This window comes from Methylophaga sp. UBA2513 (assembly GCF_002341285.1).
Taxonomy (GTDB): domain Bacteria; phylum Pseudomonadota; class Gammaproteobacteria; order Nitrosococcales; family Methylophagaceae; genus Methylophaga; species Methylophaga marina.
Genome location: NZ_DDNT01000006.1, coordinates 199103 through 218613 on the forward strand (window position 1 = coordinate 199103; position 19511 = coordinate 218613).

At 42.1% G+C, this 19511-nt stretch carries 16 protein-coding genes; 9 read left to right on the plus strand and 7 right to left on the minus strand.

Translation table 11 applies throughout. From position 1 onward, the window contains the following. The first annotated feature begins 13 nt into the window (after positions 1-13). Complete coding sequence (locus tag B3V56_RS02795; protein WP_289283945.1) at positions 14-1927, plus strand: Gldg family protein; 1914 nt, start codon at positions 14-16, stop codon at positions 1925-1927. Between the two features lie 38 nt (positions 1928-1965). Beyond that, positions 1966-3099, plus strand: a complete 1134-nt coding sequence (locus B3V56_RS02800; RefSeq protein WP_289282620.1) for a DUF4340 domain-containing protein — start codon at positions 1966-1968, stop codon at positions 3097-3099. Positions 3100-3128: 29 nt separating this feature from the next. On the opposite strand, the gene B3V56_RS02805 is transcribed toward B3V56_RS02800, so the two are convergent. Then, positions 3129-4049, minus strand: coding sequence for a chemotaxis protein CheV (locus B3V56_RS02805; protein WP_286303755.1), 921 nt, complete (start codon positions 4047-4049; stop codon positions 3129-3131). Between the two features lie 134 nt (positions 4050-4183). Between B3V56_RS02805 and flgA the strand changes: the two genes are divergently transcribed. The 3 genes from flgA to B3V56_RS02820 all read left to right on the plus strand — a co-directional run bounded on the left by flgA (position 4184) and on the right by B3V56_RS02820 (position 5753). Further along, positions 4184-4882: a flagellar basal body P-ring formation chaperone FlgA gene (gene flgA, locus B3V56_RS02810; protein ID WP_289282619.1), complete on the plus strand. Its 699-nt coding sequence runs from the start codon at positions 4184-4186 to the stop codon at positions 4880-4882. 65 nt (positions 4883-4947) lie between these two features. Then, positions 4948-5250: a flagellar biosynthesis anti-sigma factor FlgM gene (gene flgM, locus B3V56_RS02815; RefSeq protein WP_286303757.1), complete on the plus strand. Its 303-nt coding sequence runs from the start codon at positions 4948-4950 to the stop codon at positions 5248-5250. 14 nt (positions 5251-5264) lie between these two features. After that, positions 5265-5753 (plus strand): flagella synthesis protein FlgN, encoded by a 489-nt coding sequence (locus tag B3V56_RS02820; RefSeq protein ID WP_286303758.1) that lies wholly within the window; start codon positions 5265-5267, stop codon positions 5751-5753. Here the strand turns inward: B3V56_RS02820 and hemH are convergent. Together hemH and B3V56_RS02830 are read right to left on the minus strand one after the other, a co-directional pair. Then, on the minus strand, positions 5750-6760 hold the full coding sequence (gene hemH, locus B3V56_RS02825) for a ferrochelatase (RefSeq protein WP_289282617.1): 1011 nt from the start codon (positions 6758-6760) through the stop codon (positions 5750-5752). The two genes, B3V56_RS02820 and hemH, sit on opposite strands and share 4 nt — an antisense overlap. 5 nt (positions 6761-6765) lie before the next feature. Further along, positions 6766-7665: a TIGR01777 family oxidoreductase gene (locus B3V56_RS02830; protein ID WP_289283946.1), complete on the minus strand. Its 900-nt coding sequence runs from the start codon at positions 7663-7665 to the stop codon at positions 6766-6768. A 92-nt stretch (positions 7666-7757) separates the two neighbouring features. Here B3V56_RS02830 and B3V56_RS02835 point away from each other — a divergent pair, with 92 nt between their 5' ends. The 3 genes from B3V56_RS02835 (at position 7758) to B3V56_RS02845 (ending at position 12341) form a co-directional block, all read left to right on the plus strand. Next, positions 7758-8702 carry a YbgA family protein gene (locus B3V56_RS02835; RefSeq protein WP_289244424.1) on the plus strand — a complete coding sequence of 315 codons (945 nt, stop codon included), beginning with the start codon at positions 7758-7760 and terminating at the stop codon, positions 8700-8702. A 138-nt stretch (positions 8703-8840) separates the two neighbouring features. Next, the gene (locus tag B3V56_RS02840) at positions 8841-11237 is read left to right on the plus strand and encodes an EAL domain-containing protein (RefSeq protein ID WP_289283947.1); all 2397 of its coding nucleotides are present in this window, start codon (positions 8841-8843) and stop codon (positions 11235-11237) included. 213 nt (positions 11238-11450) lie between these two features. Further along, positions 11451-12341, plus strand: a complete 891-nt coding sequence (locus B3V56_RS02845) for a crotonase/enoyl-CoA hydratase family protein (RefSeq protein WP_289282612.1) — start codon at positions 11451-11453, stop codon at positions 12339-12341. Here the strand turns inward: B3V56_RS02845 and B3V56_RS02850 are convergent. From B3V56_RS02850 to alkB, 3 genes are all read right to left on the minus strand, one after another. After that, a complete protein-coding gene (locus B3V56_RS02850; RefSeq protein WP_289282611.1) occupies positions 12331-14907 on the minus strand; it encodes an ATP-binding protein in 2577 nt (858 codons plus the stop codon). The genes B3V56_RS02845 and B3V56_RS02850 overlap by 11 nt on opposite strands. Continuing rightward, positions 14891-15940, minus strand: a complete 1050-nt coding sequence (locus B3V56_RS02855) for an HD domain-containing phosphohydrolase (protein WP_286303765.1) — start codon at positions 15938-15940, stop codon at positions 14891-14893. The genes B3V56_RS02850 and B3V56_RS02855 overlap by 17 nt, the downstream gene beginning before the upstream one ends. A 251-nt stretch (positions 15941-16191) precedes the next feature. Continuing rightward, positions 16192-16812: a DNA oxidative demethylase AlkB gene (gene alkB / locus B3V56_RS02860; protein WP_289244419.1), complete on the minus strand. Its 621-nt coding sequence runs from the start codon at positions 16810-16812 to the stop codon at positions 16192-16194. 317 nt (positions 16813-17129) lie between these two features. Between alkB and B3V56_RS02865 the strand changes: the two genes are divergently transcribed. Then, on the plus strand, positions 17130-17684 hold the full coding sequence (locus B3V56_RS02865; protein WP_289244418.1) for a TMEM165/GDT1 family protein: 555 nt from the start codon (positions 17130-17132) through the stop codon (positions 17682-17684). Between the two features lie 69 nt (positions 17685-17753). On the opposite strand, the gene B3V56_RS02870 is transcribed toward B3V56_RS02865, so the two are convergent. Beyond that, entirely contained in the window at positions 17754-19070 is a 1317-nt protein-coding gene (locus tag B3V56_RS02870) for a methyl-accepting chemotaxis protein (RefSeq protein WP_289282610.1), read from the minus strand. Positions 19071-19511 lie beyond the last annotated feature (441 nt).

Consider the following 19511-nt stretch of genomic DNA (forward strand, 5'->3'; position numbering starts at 1 on the left):
GAGAATTGCGACGATGAATAAACAACTTTTATCTGCAACCGGCCTGATTTTGGCCATTATTTTGTTTGTATCTTTCAATGTTGTCGTTAATGGCAATTTCAAATCTGCTCGTGTGGATTTGACAGAAGATAATCTTTATACCTTGTCCGATGGCACCATCAATATCCTGCAGTCAATGGATGAGCCGATCAGTCTGCGTTTCTACTACACTGAAAAAGCAGCTCAGGCGTTGCCCAGCTTAAAATCGTATGCCCAGCGTGTACAAGAGTTATTGCTTGAGTATCAGCGTGCCTCAAACGGCAAGATTCGCCTGTTTATTATGAATCCTGAACCTTTTTCATCAGATGAACAGCGTGCCGATCAATATGGCTTACAGTCTGTGCCTATTGATGGTGAGTCTGATCCTTTGTACTTCGGTCTGGCTGGTACCAATGAAATTGATGGTGTTGAAACCATACCTTTCTTTCAACCAGAGAAAGAAGACACACTTGAATACGACCTGACAAAACTGATCTACAAACTTTCAAACAACAACAGAAAAGCCGTAGGTGTTATCAGTTCGCTTGAGGTGGATGGTGAGCAGTATGACCCACTTAAAGGCGAAGTCGCTTCTCCTGATGGAGCCAAACCCTGGGCAGTGATGGCAGAATTGCGTCAGATGTTTAATGTATCAATGTTGCCGACAGATATCCGTCGTATTCCATCCAGCATGGATGCGTTAGTGGTGATTCACCCGAAAGAATTATCTGAAAGCACGTTGTATGCGATTGATCAGTATGTTTTAGCTGGCGGTAAATTAATTACCTATGTTGATCCTTATGCAGAAGTCGATAAACCGAAAAAAGATCCGGACAATCCGATGAGCGCCATGCTGGCACCGCGTAGCTCAAATATGGAAGAACTGTTTACAGCATGGGGATTCAAACGTTCAAATACGGATGTCGTGGCTGATAGAAAAACAGCAACCAAGGTAGATTTTGGTGCTAAGACAGACTATCAGCCTATTGATTATGTTCTATGGCAAAAGTTAGTAAAAGATAACTTCAACAAAGATGAACGTATCACCTCAGCATTGCGTCAACTCAATGTCGCCACGCCAGGACGTTTTGAAATTCTGGATGAGCATACTACCAATATCACGCCGCTTTTCTCTTCAAGCAATGAAGCCATGCTGGTTGATAAAAGGGTTGTTCAGTTTCGTAATGACCCTGTCGCATTATTGACCAAATATCAGGCGGGAACCATTAGTTACCCTATGGCAATACGTGCGCAGGGCGAAGTGAAAACAGCTTTCCCGGATGGAGCAAAAACTGTATCAGGAGACATCAAAAAAATGCCTGGGCATTTAGATAATGCAAAACAAGCTATTGATGTCATTGCGATCGCAGATGTCGACATGCTTGATGACCGTTTCTGGGTGGAAACGCAGGATTTTTACGGTAAACAGTTGGCATTTAATACCTCTAACAATATCGATTTCTTGATTAATGCGATCGAGGATATGACTGGCAGTGAGGGCCTAATCAGCATTCGTTCTCGTGCTGGCTTCTCCAGACCGTTCCATAAAGTCATTGCACTCCAACGTGATGCAGAGAAGCGTTTCCGCACCAAAGAACGGGAATTGCAAAACAAATTAAAAGAAACGCAACAACGCATAGCTCGTATGCAGGTTCAGCGAAGTGGTTCAGGGGAGCAGATTTTGTCTCCTGAACAACAAAAAGAAATTGCTGAGTTCCGCCTGACAGCTAATAAAACTCAACAACAATTACGAGATGTGCAAGCTAATTTACGTAAAGATATCGATAAACTGGATGCACAGTTGAAGTTTTTCAATATTGGATTAGTGCCGATATTAGTCGGGTTATTAGCGGTTTTTACTGGCTGGATGCGTATCCGTAAACGTAATAAAGCCCGTAGCCAACAATAACGATACTGTTTTAGTCGACTAGAAAATAGGTTTATAAAATGACAAAAAAATTCAACAGTTTGACTATTCTTTTCATCGTCACAGTGTTGATGGTACTGCTGATGCTGGTAACCATTTATCGCACTGATGATAATGATGATGACTATGGTTTATTGTTTCCAGACTTGTTCAGTGAATTAAGTCAGGTTGATACGATTGAGTTTAGTAGTGGTGAAGATCAGTTTGCTTTACAACGACAAGGCGAAGATTGGTTTATCCCTCAGCACTATAACTATCCTGCTAACTTTGATGAAGTGAAGCGGATGTTAATCGATCTGTCAGAAGCGAAACTGATGGAGAAGAAAACCAATAACCCCGAACAGTACCCGATTTTAGGTGTGGATGGCGCTAAACCTGAAACGCCAGATGGTGACTCGATCAAAGTCATATTAAAAGAGGGCGATGAAGCCATTGCCGGTTTACTGCTGGGTAAACAACGAGATGTGACCGTGGCCAGTGCCGGGCCCAAACAGTTTTACGTGAGACGGGTTGGTGATGAGCAGAGCTGGTTAGCAGAAGGTTATTTATTAATCAGTCCGGTCATGCTTAACTGGATTGATAGTCAGGTGATTAATCTTGCACGTGAACGAATTGCTCGTGTGGAAATTATCCAACCTAATGGTGATATGGCCACTTTGGTCAATTTAGGCAAAAAAGATAGATTTGGCACACCCGAGTCAGGTGAGAAAACGGTCTTCAAATATCCTCAGCTAGGTTATGATATTGCTGGCTCTTTACATCAATTGCGCATGGAAGATGTTTTGCCTAAAAAAGAGTTTAATCGTGGTGATGCTGATGTGGTTATTGCCCGCTTTATCACTTTTGACGGTTTAGTTGTCACATCAAGAACGTCATTTATTGATGGTTTCTATTACACCACCTTATCAGCAGATTATCAGTCAGACCTTATTTCTGAGGCACCAGATGATATTAAAGCGTTAGAGGTGTTGAAGTCTGATGAACAAGTGAAGGCTGAAGTTGAAGAACTAAATGAGAAGTTATCTGACTGGGTCTACCGTGTCAGTGGCTTTACTGGCACCAATCTGATGAGAGCCAAGGCTGATATCGTTACGGAAAAAAATAATGTGATTCCGATGCCCTCTGATTTAAATGGTTTTGGACCTTTAAACTAAATTAAAAAAGGCTCCTTGAGGAGCCTTTTTTATTTCAGCATAGATTGAACCGCTGCTGCCAACTCATCTGCTGAGAACTTAGGTATAAATTTATCTGCACCGACTTTAGATACCAATGCCTGATTAAATGTGCCACTCATTGAGGTGTGCAATAAAATAGGCAAACTTTTCATTGCTGGATCCAGCCGAACTTCCGATGTGAGTGTATAGCCATCCATTTCTGGCATTTCAATATCCGAGATCATTAATGCAATTTTCTCGTAGATATCTTCGCCTGCCGCTTCCCACGCCTTAAGCATGTCTAGCGCTTCTTTACCATTTTTAGCCAAAGTAATTTCTAGACCGATTTGTTCTAGTGTACGTTTTATCTGGTTTCTAGCCACACTGGAGTCATCTACAACCAATATGTGTTGGCGTATTTCTTGGTTATGCTCAGAGTAGTTATTCACTAACTCTGACGAGACATCGGCCTCAATACCCATGACTTCTGCTAATACCTGTTCGACATCAATAATCTGAACTAGCTTATCCTCGAACTTAGTAATGGCTGTCAGATAGTTACTAGCCCCTGACGCTGCCGGTGGTGGTAATACGTCTGACCAGCTGATATTGATGATGCGTTCTACAGAGGTGACTAAAAAGCCCTGAACAGAGCGATTGTATTCGGTCAGAATAACAAAATTGTCAGCCAGATCCTCGAGAGAGCGTCGCCCTATACTCTGTGATAAATCGACGATGCTAACCGTCTGACCACGAATGGATGCCATACCTTTTATATTAGGATGAGACTGTGGCAATTTCGTTAGATTAGGACAGGCTATCGCTTCACGTACTTTAAAGACATTAATCCCATAAAGTTGAGCTGTGCCCAAACGAAACAACAATAATTCCAGCCGATTGGTCCCAGCAAGGTTCGTGCGTTGGTCTACACCATCAATAATACTGCTCATATTGACTCCTATTTACTTAATGAGGCTATCGGCAAGGCTTGTTAAGTCTTGAGTTTTTAAAATCATGTCTAGGCATATAACTTGCAACAAACTATTCAGAAAGTTTTTTGATCTTACTGTTCAGGTGAACTCTCATGATTCGTAGATTACTTTTATCATGTTTAAGTGCCGTTTTATTGACACATTCTGTCTATGCAGATTCTTTACAGTCTTTAGCCGGTATTGAACAAACGGCTTATGTTTTTGCAATGAATGATGCACAAGCTTATTATGACAATCCTCAAATTACTGTTGATGCTATGGATAAACGTTTGCGACTGCAAGCGTGTGATGGCAAGCTGAGTGCATTTTCATCATCCAGTGCTGATACCACTGGAAATAGAACAATTGGAATACGTTGCAGCACACTAACAGAATGGACTGTTTACGTCTCTGTCAAAGTGAAAGTTTTGCGTCCTGTTGTCGTGGCAGCAAGAGCGCTCAGCGCCAACCAAGTTCTGAAAGCATCTGATGTCAAAACAGTGATGCAGGATATCAGCGATTTGCGACAAGGTTTTATCCTTTCGTCGGATAATGTTGTAGGGCAGCAGTTGAGATATTCACTCGCGATGGGAACAGCATTAACTCCACGTAGTCTCAAACAGCAGAAAATTGTACAGCGAGGCGAGCAAGTTATTCTTGTTGCACAAGCTGGCTCAATGGAGGTCAGGATGAATGGTATGGCAATGGAAGATGCAATCTTGGGTGACAAAATTAAAGTGAAAAATAGTTCTTCGAACAGAGTGGTTGAGGGTGTCGTGCAAGCACCAGGGGTTGTTCAAGTAACAATGTAAAAAATTCTCAACTTTCATTATTTGCTGCCGATACAACCAATATAAAGTAAATGGAGACACGTTATATGTCTGAAATTAATAACATTAAGCCACCATCGCAGGCTGAATACAGCTCGTTGCGAAACATTGGTGAGCGTAAAGAGACTGCAGAAACATCGCCGTCAACCACAACATCGAGCCCAAACACGGAAAGCGATAAAGTGAGTTTAAGTGATACGCTGTCGCAAGTAGAAAAAAGCTTAGCTGATGTTCCCACTGTGAATCAGGCAAAAGTTGATTCTATTAAAGCGGCAATTGAGGATGGTAGTTATCAGGTAGACAGCCAGCAGTTGGCACGAAAAATGATTGATTTTGAGGGTAACTTTTAAGAAAGGATAACCCCATGTCTATGAATGCCATGCAACAGCTGAGTACTATTCTCCAATCTGAGATTAGCAGCAGTACAGCAATCGCAACGCTGCTAAAGCAAGAGCGTGAGGCATTGAAGGCTTCAGACGTGGATAAAGTGTCTGAAATAACTAAACAAAAACAGCCTTTTCTGTTAAAACTTGAGCAATTAGCAAGACAGCGTGAACAGTTGCTGACCGCTGTTGGCTTTCCATCAGGCAAGTCAGGTTTAGAAGCATTTATTGCGAATCAGGAAGAAACTGATGCCAGCCGCATGACTGCTCAAGTAGTGCGGCTTCGTGAGGTGGCAAAAACTTGCCGCGAATTTAACCAGATTAATGGCGGCATCATTAATGTAAACCGGCAATATTTGACCAGAGCATTATCTATACTGCGTGGACGCGATCCCGAAACAGGTGCTTATGGTCCTGGTGGCGAATATACAAGCCAAATTGTCAGACAACCTTTAATTGGCCGAGTTTAGTGCTCGCACCAACCGGCTAAAACATTCACCCATGCTGGATGGTCATTCATGCATGGTATCAACGTCAATTTTTCGCCACCCGCTTCTTTAAAGACTTCTTCACCACGAATAGCGATTTCTTCCAGTGTTTCCAAGCAGTCAGTCACAAAAGCTGGACACAAAACCATGACATGTTTTGCGCCTTGTTCAGCTAACTCACGTAATGTGTCTTCTGTGTTAGGCCCAAGCCATTTTGCACGACCCAACCTTGACTGGAAGGCAACAGAATAGCGATCCGTAGCCAAGCCTGCTTGCAGTGCAAAGCATTGTGTTGTTCTCATTACCTGATGGCGATAGCAAGTTTGGTGAGCGGGATGACTGCCCTGACAGCAATTGTCTTGTTTCAGACAATGAGTACCTGATGGATCCAGTTTCGTAATGTGGGACTCAGGTAAACCATGATAGCTGAATATGATGTGGTCATACTCTTGCTCTAAATAAGGTTGTGCGCTGGTCACCAATGCTTTTATATACTCGGGCTGATCATAAAAAGGTGGAACAATCCTGAGCTTGATATCCAATTGATGCTTGCTAATCACGCGTCTGGCTTCTTCGATAGAAGTAGTGACTGTGCTGTCAGCATAGTGGGGATATAGAGGTATATAGAGAACTTCTTCAATCGATTTATCAGCCGTGATTTTTAATAGTTGTTGTTCTATGCTCGGATTGCCATACCGCATGGCCATTTCAACAGGATGCGTTACTTGTGTCTTAAGCGCATCTTTTAATTTTTCAGATAAAGCGATAAGTGGTGAGCCTTCCGCTGTCCACACGCTTTGATATGCCTCGGCAGAAGCTTTCGGCCTTGATGGCAACACAAACAGACTGACAATCATGCGTCGAAGTAACCACGGTAGTTGAATCACATAGGGATCCATTAAAAACTGGTTAAGGTACCGACGTACAGCGGGTGTGGTTGGGGCATCGGGAGAGCCCAGGTTGGCTAATAAAATGGCACGTTTTGTCATAAAAATTACGATTTATTCAGAAGATTGTTAAAAGCATCATCGAGGTCAGTATATTGGAATTGATATCCAATTGCTGTGGCTTTTTCAGGGTATGCACGCTGTCCTCCCAATAAAAGCTGAGACATTTCTCCCAGTGCGCATTTTAATAACCATTCGGGTGCTTTGAAAATGGCTGGGCGATGCAGATGTTTTGCCAGTGTTGTTGTAAATGTGGCATTGGTCACAGGGTGAGGAGCTGTGCCATTAAAGACGCCTTTTGCTGAAGGTGTCTGACTGAGGTAAATAATGAGATTGACGATATCCGATATATGAATCCAAGGCATGTACTGATCCCCTTTTCCAAGTGTGCACCCACCACCAAGTTTGAAAGGTAGAAGCATACGTTGTAAAACGCCACCCTCGGTGCTTAGAACAAGGCCGGTGCGGATAATACACACTCTTACTTCATCGGCTGCTTCAAGAGCCGCTTTTTCCCATTTTTCACACAGTTCGTGGGCGTAATCATGCTGATAATCACTTAATTCCGTCAGCGGCTGCTGTTTTTGGTCGCCATACCATCCGACGGCAGAGCCACTGATGAGTGCATGAGGTTTGGCTTGCCGCGTTTTTATCCAGTTAACTAGTGCTGCAGTTAGACCAATTCGACTTTGTTCCAATATGTTTTTTTGTTGCTTGCTCCATTTCTTATCAGCGATAGGTTCTCCGGCAAGATTGATAACAATATCGATTTTTTGATCGCCACTGATCTCATCCAATGATTGTATGGCTTTAACATTTCGGCCGCATTGCTTATAGACCTTTGTCTTATTTCGACTGAGTACGGTAATGTCGTGTCCTGCTGTCAGCAGCGTTTGACACAAGGAGCGGCCAATAAGCCCAGTACCACCAGTAATTAAGTAATGCATATTGATATCCTCAATAAACTTCACCGACCTTCACATTTTTTAGTCAGTCAATTGTTAAGATAATAATTACAGCATGAGGCGGATGTGAAGATATGAAAATAAAAGTGGGTATAAGTAGTTGTTTATTAGGGCACGAAGTACGTTACGATGGCACGCATAAACATTTACGACTGGCAACGGAGAGCTTATCTCGCTATTTTGACTTTGTAGCTGAGTGTCCTGAAGTGGGCATCGGAATGAGTATTCCAAGAAAACCTATCCGCTTAATCGGTGATCCTGAAAAACCCGAGGCCGTTGCTGTGCACGATGAAAGTATCAACTACAGCAAAGCACTAACAGAGTATGGTGAAAACAAGGCAAAACAGTTTCACGACTTATCTGGTTATATTTTTATGAAAAATTCGCCAAGTTGTGGATTATTTCGGGTAAAGGTTTATCAGGAAAATGGTTATCCATCCCATACCCCGGGGCGAGGCTTGTATGCCAAAGCATTAACAGATGCACATCCTTTGCTACCTGTCGAAGAATCAGGACGCTTGTGTGAACCACTCTTGAGGGAAAATTTTGTTACTCGAGTTTTTGCCTATGCCAATTGGCAAGATATGCTAAAACAAGGGCTGAATACGAAAGCTATTTTAGACTTTCATGTCCGCTATAAATATACCTTGATGGCACATTCTCCATCAAAATATGCTGAACTTGGGCGAATGCTAGCCGATGCGGGTAATCATGATGTTGATGCGCTGGCTGAGCGTTATTTCACGGAGTTAATGACTACACTGAAATCATTAGCATCCAGAAAAACGCACACGAATGTATTAATGCATCTACAGGGATATTTGAAGAAAAAAATTTCCAGCCAAGAGAAACAAGAGTTAGCCGGCATTATTGATCAATACAGAACAGCACAAATCCCACTTATTGTGCCTATCACTTTGCTGCGACACCATTTTAATAACCATCCAGACCCCTATATCAATAAGCAGGCTTATTTGCAGCCTTACCCTGATGACTTGAGTCTTAGAAATGCCATTTGAATGACATACCACCCATGCTGGGGATTAACAAACAGCTCTTCTGATTGAGTGTGTAGGTTGTTGCTTATTATTGGAAAACTGACATACATAGGTGATATTCTCATCCAATTGTGAACTTATAGACAGATTAAGATGAACATGGATGATCAAGAGATATTAAGAAAACAAGCGGATCGCTTATTTGAGGAGGCCTTGTTTTCAAACCTGACGGTCATCGGTGTTTCGATATTAATCGTGACAGTTCTATTTGATTACCTGCAATCACAATCGCTTCTGTTGGTCGGATGGAGTTCAGCCATCTGTTTATTATCAATCTCTCGTTTAGCCGTTTTATTCCTTTATAAAAAACACAATGCTCTTTTTGGTCTGAGCGCTAAGGGCTGGATGACGCTTTATACCTTTTTGACTGGTTGTGTAGGCACTGTTTGGGGGCTTGCGAGCATTTTCTACATCGTGATTGATGATATTCAAATCAACACGCTTTTCTATATATTGATCAGTACCGTTGTTGCTGCGGCGGTACCTGTATTAAGTGCATGGTTTCCGACGTTTCTGGCTTATACCATTCCACAGTTAGTGTTATTAACAAGTATGTCTTTGTATCAAATTCAGACGGTAAATGTGGATAAATTAGCTTACATACTCACCGTGGGCTTTATTGCTTATTATTTATTAATGTTCTCAATGGCCAGACGAGCGAACCAAAACCTGATTAAGAGTTTGAAGTTACAAGAGAGTAATCAATATCTGCTGACAAAGCTGAATAATGAAATGTTGCAGCGTGAAGAGCTGATAAAAGAGCGAACAAAAGAGCTAAGCTTGAGTAACGACAAGCTAAAAGCCAGTCAGGAACACATGCTCAAATTATCACGTGCAGTGGAGTCCAGTCCCAATCCTATTCTGATAACGGATGCAAATGGAACAATTGAGTACGTCAATAAACGTTGTGAAAAACTCTCTGGCTACACCGCTGTGGAAATGCACGGCCAAAGGCTGGAAACCTACAAATCTAATAAGATGCCATCGGCATTTTTTGATGAAATATGGCATCAGACAGCTTCTGAAGGACAATGGTCTGGTGAAATTGAGAATTGCCGTAAGGATGGCAGTCACTATTGGGTCAAGCTTTATCTTGCTGCGGTATATGATGATCAAAAAAATATTAATCACTATGTGGCTATCTATGAAGATATTACCGAGTCGAGAAAACTCGCTAAGAAACTCTCATTTCAGGCAACGCATGATGATTTGACGGGATTAATTAACCGTACTGAGTTCGAGCGACGCTTATCTATGTTGGTGAATGATGCACAGCGAATAGGGACTGAGCATGCCTTATGCTTCCTCGATTTAGATCAGTTTAAGGTAATCAACGATACCTGCGGCCATATTGCTGGTGATGAGTTGCTTAGACAGTTAGGTAGTTTGCTTGGAGGTTCGACACGCAAGAGCGACACACTGGCCCGACTAGGAGGAGATGAGTTTGCCATATTAGTCGAAGACTGTGAGCTGGAAAAAGCGGAGTTTATTGCTAACGAGATAAAAGAGTTAGTTTCCCAGTTCCAATTTATCTGGGAGACGCAGGTCTTTACAGTGGGTGTCAGTATTGGGGTGACAACCATTACTTCTGCCACCAGAAATCGAACTGAGGCACTTAAACAAGCCGACAGCGCTTGTTATGCCGCCAAAAATTCTGGTCGAAATCGAGTTTATGTCTACCAGGAACAAGATCAGCAATTGACAGCTCAGAAAGGTGAATTTAAATGGGTTAATGAAATTAAAGAGGCGCTGATTGAAGACCGCTTTGAGCTATACGCACAGCCTATTGTCAGTACAGAGACTGAACATCTGGCAATGTATGAAGTTTTAGTCAGACTTAGAAGCAAAGCAGGGCAGTTATTTCCACCAGGCGCATTTTTATCCTCTGCAGAGCGCTACAATTTATCAGACAGGATTGATAAATGGGTTGTCAGCCATGTCTTTGAATGGCTGGAGCAGCACTATCATTCTTTACCTCATTTAAACTATTTAGCTATCAACCTCTCTGGAGCAAGTATAGGGGATGAAGGCATGCTGGCTTATATCAGAACAAAATTATCTGCAGCTTCCTTTAATCAGGAAGTGATCAAGTTTGAAATCACCGAAACAGCAGCGATTGCTAATCTGAAGCAAGCACATCATTTCATCAATAGTGTGTTAGCTCTGGGTTGTCAGTTTTCTCTGGATGATTTTGGTAGTGGTCTGTCTTCATTTGCCTATCTCAAAAACTTGCCTGTTCAAAGTATCAAAATTGATGGCATGTTCGTGAAAGATATGCACGTCGATCCACTTGATTATGAAATGGTTAAATCGATTAACGATATTGGGCATGTCATGGGGTTGGAGACCATCGCTGAGTTTGTCGAGAGTGAAGAGATATGGCAAAAACTCAAAGCGATAGGTGTGAACTATGGACAGGGATATCACCTAGGTAAACCGGCGCCTATAGATCAAATCCTGCAGTATTCAGAGAATAGAGCAGCCAACGCAGAGTAAAAAGCGATTTTCAGTGGTTTAATCGAGTCAACAGAGTCAGATAATTGACATCATATTTTGATTGCTGATAGAGACTGAATTCACTCATCCTGTTGATTTAAAACAAATAAAAGTTTTTCTTGTTTTTCCGTATTTGGGCATATTTCCTGCAAAGACTTAGATATCAAGGTTAGTTTACTTTTTTGATGATTAAGTCTGTATAGGAGATGATTTATGAATGCCCTGGCAAAAATGGATGATGCCGCTCGTTTACAACACGAGCAAAAGCAATTTTCACAACTATCAACCCACTACGACAGAAAATACCGTACAGGCTGGTTTCGTATGCATGGTGAACCGAGACCCTGTTTCACTCCAACATTGTTAAGTGAGATTGCGAGTTATTTTTCAAGTGTGAAACAAGACATGCGACTGACTCAAGGACAAAAATATGACTACCTTGTCTTAGCATCTGATGTGGAGGGTATCTTCAATTTAGGTGGAGACCTAGGTCTATTTTCACAGCTTATCGAGCGACAAGATGCTGATGGTTTATTGGAATATGCTGTCAGTTGCATCAATGTTCTGCATGCCAATATGTCACATCTTGATAGTGATTTGACGACCATTGCTTTAGTGAAAGGTGATGCATTAGGTGGCGGGTTTGAATCTGCTTTATCAAGCAACGTGTTAATTGCTGAAAAGGGCGCGAAACTTGGCCTTCCAGAAGTGTTGTTTAATTTGTTTCCAGGTATGGGCGCTTTTTCATTGTTATCCAGAAAAATTGGCGCGTCAAAAGCAGAAAAGATGATTCTGGAAGGAAAACTCTATTCTGCTGAAGAGCTTTATGAGATAGGCGTTGTCGATATTCTTGCTGAAAAAGGTCAAGGTGAGTTGGAGGTCTATCGCTATATTGATAAAGCCAACAAAAATGTCAATAGTCGCCGAGCCATGAGGCAAGTTAAGGATGCCTGTAATGCGGTGAGCTATGACGAATTATTGACGATCACTAAAATCTGGGTAGACGCCGCGTTGAAATTAGAGCCTCGCGATTTACGAATGATGCAGCGTCTGGTGCAGCGTCAAACAAGTAAAGTGGATCTTGGCGCCTCAGTTAATGCTTAGTCTCATAATGATGATCTGATAGGGTTTGTTTGAGTGCCGTTAATGCCTCATCAAATGCCTGTTTGATATCGCGCGCGACTTGCTTGATTTCAGGACTGTTGACGTGCTCTGGTTTGAGTTGTTCTGCCTGACGAGCTAATTCAGCTAATTTGATAGCACCGATTTCTGTTGAAGAACCTTTTAATGCGTGGAGGCTTTCACGAAATTGATAATAGTCATCAAAAACGGCATTGTTGATGATGTCAACATGTTTACGACCATCATATTCAAAGCCACTGACCAGACTTTTGATGAAGTCTTCTCCGCCCCCTAACTGTTCTAGTTCATGGATGAGGTGGCGATCAAGTATTGGGTCCTCGTTAGTCTCGGCCTGAGAAACTGATTGTTGTAAATTGGTTGATGCACTATCTGAAGAGTATTTCTCAATTTTAGCTACCTCGGACAGCAGCATTTTTGAATCGATGGGTTTAGTCAGAAAAACATCGGCCCCAGCATCAATACAGTTTTGTCGAGTTTCTGGAGTGGCATCTGCAGTGAGAATCATTGACGGTATTTTTCTTGATGTATCGATAAATTGCGCTGCTTTAATGATTTCAATGCCAGAGTAGCCAGGCATGTTCATATCCAACACCATTAAGTCTATGTCATCAAAGCGAGCACTAATCATACTCATCGCCTCTTCGCCTGTGTTGGCAATAATGAGTTTATGTCCTAACTGTCCAAGCAGACCGGCTAATACACGCTGATTAACATTATTATCTTCCGCTATCAAAATGGTCAGTTTTGTCTGGCCACTGGCTTCAGCCTGATAAAAATCATTAAGCTTGACGACTTTATCAGCGTTATAAACGACTGACTCAGCAGAGTGGATAGCGTTAAATAAGGTGCGTTTATCATTGATATCACTGACCGCAGAGCGATAAAACTGATTCAAGTCATCATCTTGTAATACATTGGCTTGATGATTGATGAGCACAAGAGACAGGTGTTGAAGGCGTTCCTCCTGGCCTAACAATTTTGCATATTGGACAGGACTGATTCCGGCCAGGCATTCATTATCAATGATTAATGTTGAATAAGGGGTTTCTTGCTCGGCTGCGTTCATCAAGACTGACATTGCTTGTGCAGATGATTGGACGAAGTGATAATCAAGTTTCCATGTGTCAAGGCTTTGACGTAACGATGATGTCGTGGCCTCCGTGGCCAGAATGAGTACTTTATGTTGGTTTAATTCCAAGTCATATTCAGAGTGGGTGTCAAAAGGCAATTCAAACCAGAATGTTGTTCCTCTGCCTAATTCACTTCTTACACCTATCTCTCCTCCCATGAGTTCTACGAGTTGTTTTGATATGGTTGTTCCAAGCCCTGTGCCCTGATACTTCGAGGTGTTCGACATATTGGCCTGAGTGAAGTTTTCAAAGATCTTATCGAGATACTCTTCTGCGATGCCTATGCCTGTGTCACGAACTTCAAAACGAATTCTTGTTTTTTTGCTTATTGTATCAGTGGTTTTTTGTTCTAACAGTAATTTTACAGAACCGGAATCAGTAAATTTAATGGCATTACCCAACAGATTAATCAGGACTTGTTGCAAATGCTGAGGATCGCCAATTAGGTGATAGTCGATACGTGAATCTATGTGATAACTCACTCGAAGCGCTTTTGACTCCCCCATAATAGCCTGCAGTTCAATGACATTGTTTATCAGCGAATGTAAATCAAAGCTCTCTCTGGCGATATGAATCTTACCCGCTTCAATTTTTGAAATATCCAGCACATTTTCAATCAGACCAGACAAAGTTTGTGCTGAGTTTCTCATGATGTTGACGAACTCATATTGCTGTGGACTGAGTTTGGTTTCTCCAAGTAGATCAGCAATGCCGATAACACCATTTAGTGGTGTACGGAGTTCATGAGACATATTTGCCAAAAAACGGCTTTTTGCCTCATTCGCCAACTTTGCTGTTTTGATAGCAACGTGCAGTTTGTTGATTAAAAATGCAGAGTATAAGGGGATAACGATCAGTAAGAGTAATAAGCTGTAACCGATAAGTTGATGTTGAGGTAGTTGCCAATAAGGGCCATAAACAACGGCAACGCTAAAACCAATCAGACCGACGGATAACGAGAGATAAAGATATTGTGTGCCGTAGCGAAACCCATTTCCGAGAATCACCCACAAATAGAGAATAAAAAGAAATACACTCTCATCCCCTGAATAGAACATGAGTATCGACAATGAGCCTAAATCCAACAAGATGCCGGCAAAGCGTCTGATAGGAGAGGGGCGTGGGTTACGTATGAGTGCTATGGCAATGGCCATGGCACCAGCATAATAGGCAAGCGTTACCAGTGTTGGATGAGACAGTAAGGTGTCTTGAAGGCGCTCACCATCACTCCATGGCAAGGCAAAATAAAAAAGGATACCCAAGCCGATTGTTAAGCGAACTTTAATAGCTTGTTCAGGCTCACTATCACCTGTTTTGCTCAATAGTATGCGCAAGCGTTCTAGGGTGGCTGAAAAGAACGTTTTATTTTGCAGTGTTGCCTTAGGTGATTCGTTCATAGGGGTCATCTGCATATTCAGCCTGAATCGTTTTTATCTTATCAAGGCTTTTGATAAATGCATCAACGCAGTCGGGGTCAAAATGACTGCCAGCTTGGTTTTGTATGTAATCAATAGCCTCTTCAGTACTCCATGGAGCCTTATACGGCCGGGCAGAAACTAATGCATCGAATACATCAGCTACGGCTACCACGCGTGCAATGAGGGGGATATCCTGTCCTTTCAGACCATTTGGGTAGCCTTTTCCATCAAAACGTTCATGGTGATTCAAGGCGATAACGGCACCTGTTTGCATATACCGGGATTGACTGTCAGAAAGGATGGCATGACCAATAGTTGTGTGAGTTTGCATGATCTCCCATTCAAACTCATTCAGTGGCCCTGCTTTGAGTAAGATACCGTCTGGAATCCCAATTTTGCCAATATCATGCATCGGAGCCGTGTATTCTAATTCCTCACACTCTTGTTGTGTAAACACATTCAATGCTGCCGCAATTTCACGTGCGTACTTTGCCATACGAATGACATGGTTGCCTGTTCCTTCATCGCGGTATTCACCGGCACGGGCTAATCTTAATAATGTTTCTTTTTCACGGTCGACGACTTTCTTCGTAGCGATTTCTACCTGTCTGGCCAACCAATCAGCACGATCCTGAATGATCAGATGCTGTTCTTGCATTTGTAACAGGTTACGGCAGGTTGTTCGACACTCGATTTGGTCAATGGGTCTGGTGAGAAATGCGGTTGTACCGGCTTCAAGCGCCTCATAACGCACCGACTTCTCACTCACGACTGTAATCATGACAATGGGAACGGTCTGGCAGTGAGCTAAAGCACGAACCTTTTTGATAAACTCCACACCATTCATGTTTGGCATGCGGTAATCAGTAATAATCAGATCTGGTTCATGCTCGTTAAGCCAGCGCAGCCCCTCTTCTGGGCTACTCAATGACGTGATATCGATATTTTCTGCCACCTGCTGAATAACGCGCTCTAGAATGGTACGACCGGTTGATTGATCATCAATGATCAATATCTGCTTTGATTTTTTCAGAATGCTTTGCCTCCTTGCGTTTGCATATGAACTTTGAATGATGGATTTATCTTGCTGAATCAAGGTAACGGACCTGATTGTCTTTGCTTTTTTATAGTGCATCCTGCAGTAAAGCCACTAAAAAAATAGCTCACGGAACCTGTAAGCTGACAGTTGGATAGCTATGGCTCATTGAAAACGTCAGTTTGATACATAGCCTAGCCCATTATGCGTATAAGCCTATTGTTAGTCTAGTCGATAATGTTACCTGTATCACGAAACGTCAGGTTATATCGCGTTTGTCCAGTTTGTGGATGATGACCAAGTTTCAGGGGTTGTATACCATGAAATCGTAAGCGGTCAACGCCACCCCAGATAACCACATCGCCATGTTCGAGTAGATGATAGTTCACTTGGTCACTGCGTTTAAAACCACCAAACTGGAAAATTGCAGGCACGCCCAGTGATAATGAAACGATAGGTTGTGACAAGTCGTGTTCATCCTTGTCTTGATGTAAGCCCATTCCGACTTTGGGTATGTATTGGTTAATCAGACACACATCTGGTTGAAAATGATCAAACCCAACGGATGAAGCCAGCTCCATTGCCAGAGCTTTAAACATCGTCGGCATTGCTGGCCAAGCTTGATTGGTTAATGGATCAAGACGGCTGTATCGATAACCTTTCTTATCACTTACCCAGCCCCATTCACCACAGTTGGTCATTTTGGCGCCGACATAGTGACCTCGTTTTGTCTGCATTTGTCTTAACGGAGATGAGCTGATGATGCGATCGATTTCTGTTAATAGCTCGTCGGCTTGTGTTTTGATTGCTCCTTTCACAAGGTAGCTTTGATCAGAAATTTTAATCATAGAGAGGTAAAGGATTGTGTCGAGCTGTCAGCCGCGGGAATTTCACACCAATAATCAAACGGATGCGTTTATTTTACTTAATGAATCGGTAAGAAACCTAGTTAAATCATTCTATAAAAGATAGAATATGGCAATCGTCTTGGGGGAGTAGTCTACTCACCTACCGGTGTTTGAAGCTGTCAACATAATTGAACCCTCAAGGTTCATGGCAGTTTCGTACCAGCTTGCTGGTATTGACAAGACCTAAGACAAATAATGATCGCTCAGGCGGGAGGTCGTTGTTTGTCTTGGTATTGTTATCCCGCCGGAGTTATATCATGGATGCTTTTCTTACCTCTACTTTGACTGTTTCACTTGCTGAAATAGGCGATAAAACCCAGCTTTTATCCTTAATGTTAGCAGCACGATTTAGTCATAAATCAGCGATCGTTGCTGGTATTCTAGTAGCTACATTATTGAACCATGCTGCATCAGCCTGGCTTGGCACATGGCTGGGACAGTATATTCTTGGTCCTACAGGGCAGTGGATACTAGGCTTAAGTTTTATTGTGATGGCTGGTTGGTTACTGATTCCAGACAAAGAAGATGATGATGCCATCAAATATCAGAAATATGGCGCTTTTCTTGTTACGACTGGTTTATTTTTTATTGCTGAGATTGGTGACAAAACACAGGTGGCAACCATTGCTTTAGCGGCAAATTATCAAGATATTGTCATGGTAACGCTGGGAACCACCATCGGGATGCTACTGGCAAATATACCCGTCGTTTATGCTGGCGAAGCGATGTTGAAGATTATCCCTCTCAAAGTGGCAAGGTGGGTAGCCAGTTTGGTGTTTATGATTATCGGCTTAAGTATCATGCCGTGGTAAAAGCCTGAAATCGTATCAGCGAAATAGAGAGCCACATTAATGAATGTGGCTCTGAGCATGGAGCTGTAATTAGCGAAGATTTGAGAAGTTTTCTACCACTTCAACCACTCTCTGAGCGCCACTTCTAATCTGACTTATCGTATTCCCAGCATTGTTAGCTAGCTCTACACCAGACTCTACGCCGGACATATTACCTGACATGCTTTTAATCACTGAATCACTCTTGGATTGAATTTTATTAATCATTGTTGCGATTTCAGCTGTCGACTGAGATGTTCTTGTAGCCAGTGAACGAACTTCATCTGCAACAACAGCAAATCCACGTCCACTGTCACCAGCTCTGGCTGCTTCAATGGCGGCATTCAGAGCAAGTAAATTTGTTTGTTCAGTGATATCACTGATCGTTTTGACGATAAATGATATTTGAGCTGTTTCAACACCTAATTGCTCCAATTCTGTTGAGGAGTGACTGAACTGTTGTTTCAGTTGCTCAAGCTTATCTATGGTTTTGAAAATAATTTCTTCACCTGTGGATGACAGTTTCTCTGTTTCCTGCGAAACCGTATAAGCCGTGTTAGCTGCAGCTTTTTCTTGCTCAGAACGCCGAACTTTTTCCGTAATGTCAGTTGCAAACTTTATGACACGGTACGGCTTGCCATTACTGTCAAAGATGGAGTTGTAGGTCGCTTCAAGCCACACCTCTGATTGGTATTTGGTTATCCGTTTAAAGTTATCAGCAACAAAACGACCCTCATTTAAGCTTTCCCAGAATTTCGTGTATTCGGCGCTTTTGACATAGTCTGATTCGCAAAAAATCTTATGGTGTTGTCCTTTCACTTCATCAAGTGTATATCCCATAAGATTAAGAAAATTCTGATTCGCATGGGTGATGCGACCTTTCATGTCAAACTCAATGATAGCCATTGACCGATCGATTGCGGACAGCAAACTATCATTACTACGAGCATGCTCTACACGCGCGGTGACATCATTCGCTATCTTAAAAATTTTAACGACGCGATCCTCACTGTCTTTTATTGGGAAATAATTCGCTTCCAGCCAAATATCATGACCATTTTTATGCTTGCGTAATACTTCTCCAGAAAAAGATTCACCATTGTTGAGATGTTTCCAAAAGTCTCTATATCTGGAAGATTCAACTTCGGATTTATCACATAGAAGTTGATGGTGCTGTCCTATCAACTCTGCTGAGGAATAACCTGTCACGCGTGAGAAATTATCGTTCACTTTGGTTATTACTCCCTCAGGAGTAAATTCAATGAATGCCAATGAAGATTGCATAGCTGTGAACATTTCTAGCAATGGCTGTAACTGTTTTTCCAATGCTGCGTTTTGATCTGCTAATTGTTTTGACTTACCAAACATGATGATATCTCTTGTGTGTTGTTCGCAATGTTGTTGCAAACATCATATGTCGGCGGTGATGAAGAAAAGATGAATTCGTTACTCGATAAATATGAGCTGCATCACCTTTCTAAGGAATCAAATAAGTAAAAAGGGAAAATTTGCGAATGAGTCAAAATAATGGGGTGACATTGAAAAAATGCTAGATGCTTCATGGTAGAAAAAGATACAGATAGAGGTGAAGCAAATTCGGCGCGCTTGAGCAGGTTATTTCAGCAGCTATTGATACCGTATGAGTAGCGCTGCTGAGATAGTTCTGTGTTATGTGCAAAGTCTCAAATATTGATATGCCGAGCCAATGAGCCCATTGCTTAATAAACTTGTATCTTCATCTACTTTTTGGATGAGTCTGAGGACGCTATCTGCGATGCTTTGATGGATTCGATTTTAATAGCGTTTCTG

What these genes read in the sequence shown, in the direction of transcription:
- B3V56_RS02795 (WP_289283945.1), top strand. Translation starts at nt 14, where the DNA reads ATGAATAAACAACTTTTATCTGCAACCGGCCTGATTTTGGCCATTATT.
- B3V56_RS02800 (WP_289282620.1), top strand. Translation starts at nt 1,966, where the DNA reads ATGACAAAAAAATTCAACAGTTTGACTATTCTTTTCATCGTCACAGTG.
- B3V56_RS02805 (WP_286303755.1), bottom strand. Translation starts at nt 4,049, where the DNA reads ATGAGCAGTATTATTGATGGTGTAGACCAACGCACGAACCTTGCTGGG.
- flgA (WP_289282619.1), top strand. Translation starts at nt 4,184, where the DNA reads ATGATTCGTAGATTACTTTTATCATGTTTAAGTGCCGTTTTATTGACA.
- flgM (WP_286303757.1), top strand. Translation starts at nt 4,948, where the DNA reads ATGTCTGAAATTAATAACATTAAGCCACCATCGCAGGCTGAATACAGC.
- B3V56_RS02820 (WP_286303758.1), top strand. Translation starts at nt 5,265, where the DNA reads ATGTCTATGAATGCCATGCAACAGCTGAGTACTATTCTCCAATCTGAG.
- hemH (WP_289282617.1), bottom strand. Translation starts at nt 6,760, where the DNA reads ATGACAAAACGTGCCATTTTATTAGCCAACCTGGGCTCTCCCGATGCC.
- B3V56_RS02830 (WP_289283946.1), bottom strand. Translation starts at nt 7,665, where the DNA reads ATGCATTACTTAATTACTGGTGGTACTGGGCTTATTGGCCGCTCCTTG.
- B3V56_RS02835 (WP_289244424.1), top strand. Translation starts at nt 7,758, where the DNA reads ATGAAAATAAAAGTGGGTATAAGTAGTTGTTTATTAGGGCACGAAGTA.
- B3V56_RS02840 (WP_289283947.1), top strand. Translation starts at nt 8,841, where the DNA reads ATGGATGATCAAGAGATATTAAGAAAACAAGCGGATCGCTTATTTGAG.
- B3V56_RS02845 (WP_289282612.1), top strand. Translation starts at nt 11,451, where the DNA reads ATGAATGCCCTGGCAAAAATGGATGATGCCGCTCGTTTACAACACGAG.
- B3V56_RS02850 (WP_289282611.1), bottom strand. Translation starts at nt 14,907, where the DNA reads ATGAACGAATCACCTAAGGCAACACTGCAAAATAAAACGTTCTTTTCA.
- alkB (WP_289244419.1), bottom strand. Translation starts at nt 16,812, where the DNA reads ATGATTAAAATTTCTGATCAAAGCTACCTTGTGAAAGGAGCAATCAAA.
- B3V56_RS02865 (WP_289244418.1), top strand. Translation starts at nt 17,130, where the DNA reads ATGGATGCTTTTCTTACCTCTACTTTGACTGTTTCACTTGCTGAAATA.
- B3V56_RS02870 (WP_289282610.1), bottom strand. Translation starts at nt 19,070, where the DNA reads ATGTTTGGTAAGTCAAAACAATTAGCAGATCAAAACGCAGCATTGGAA.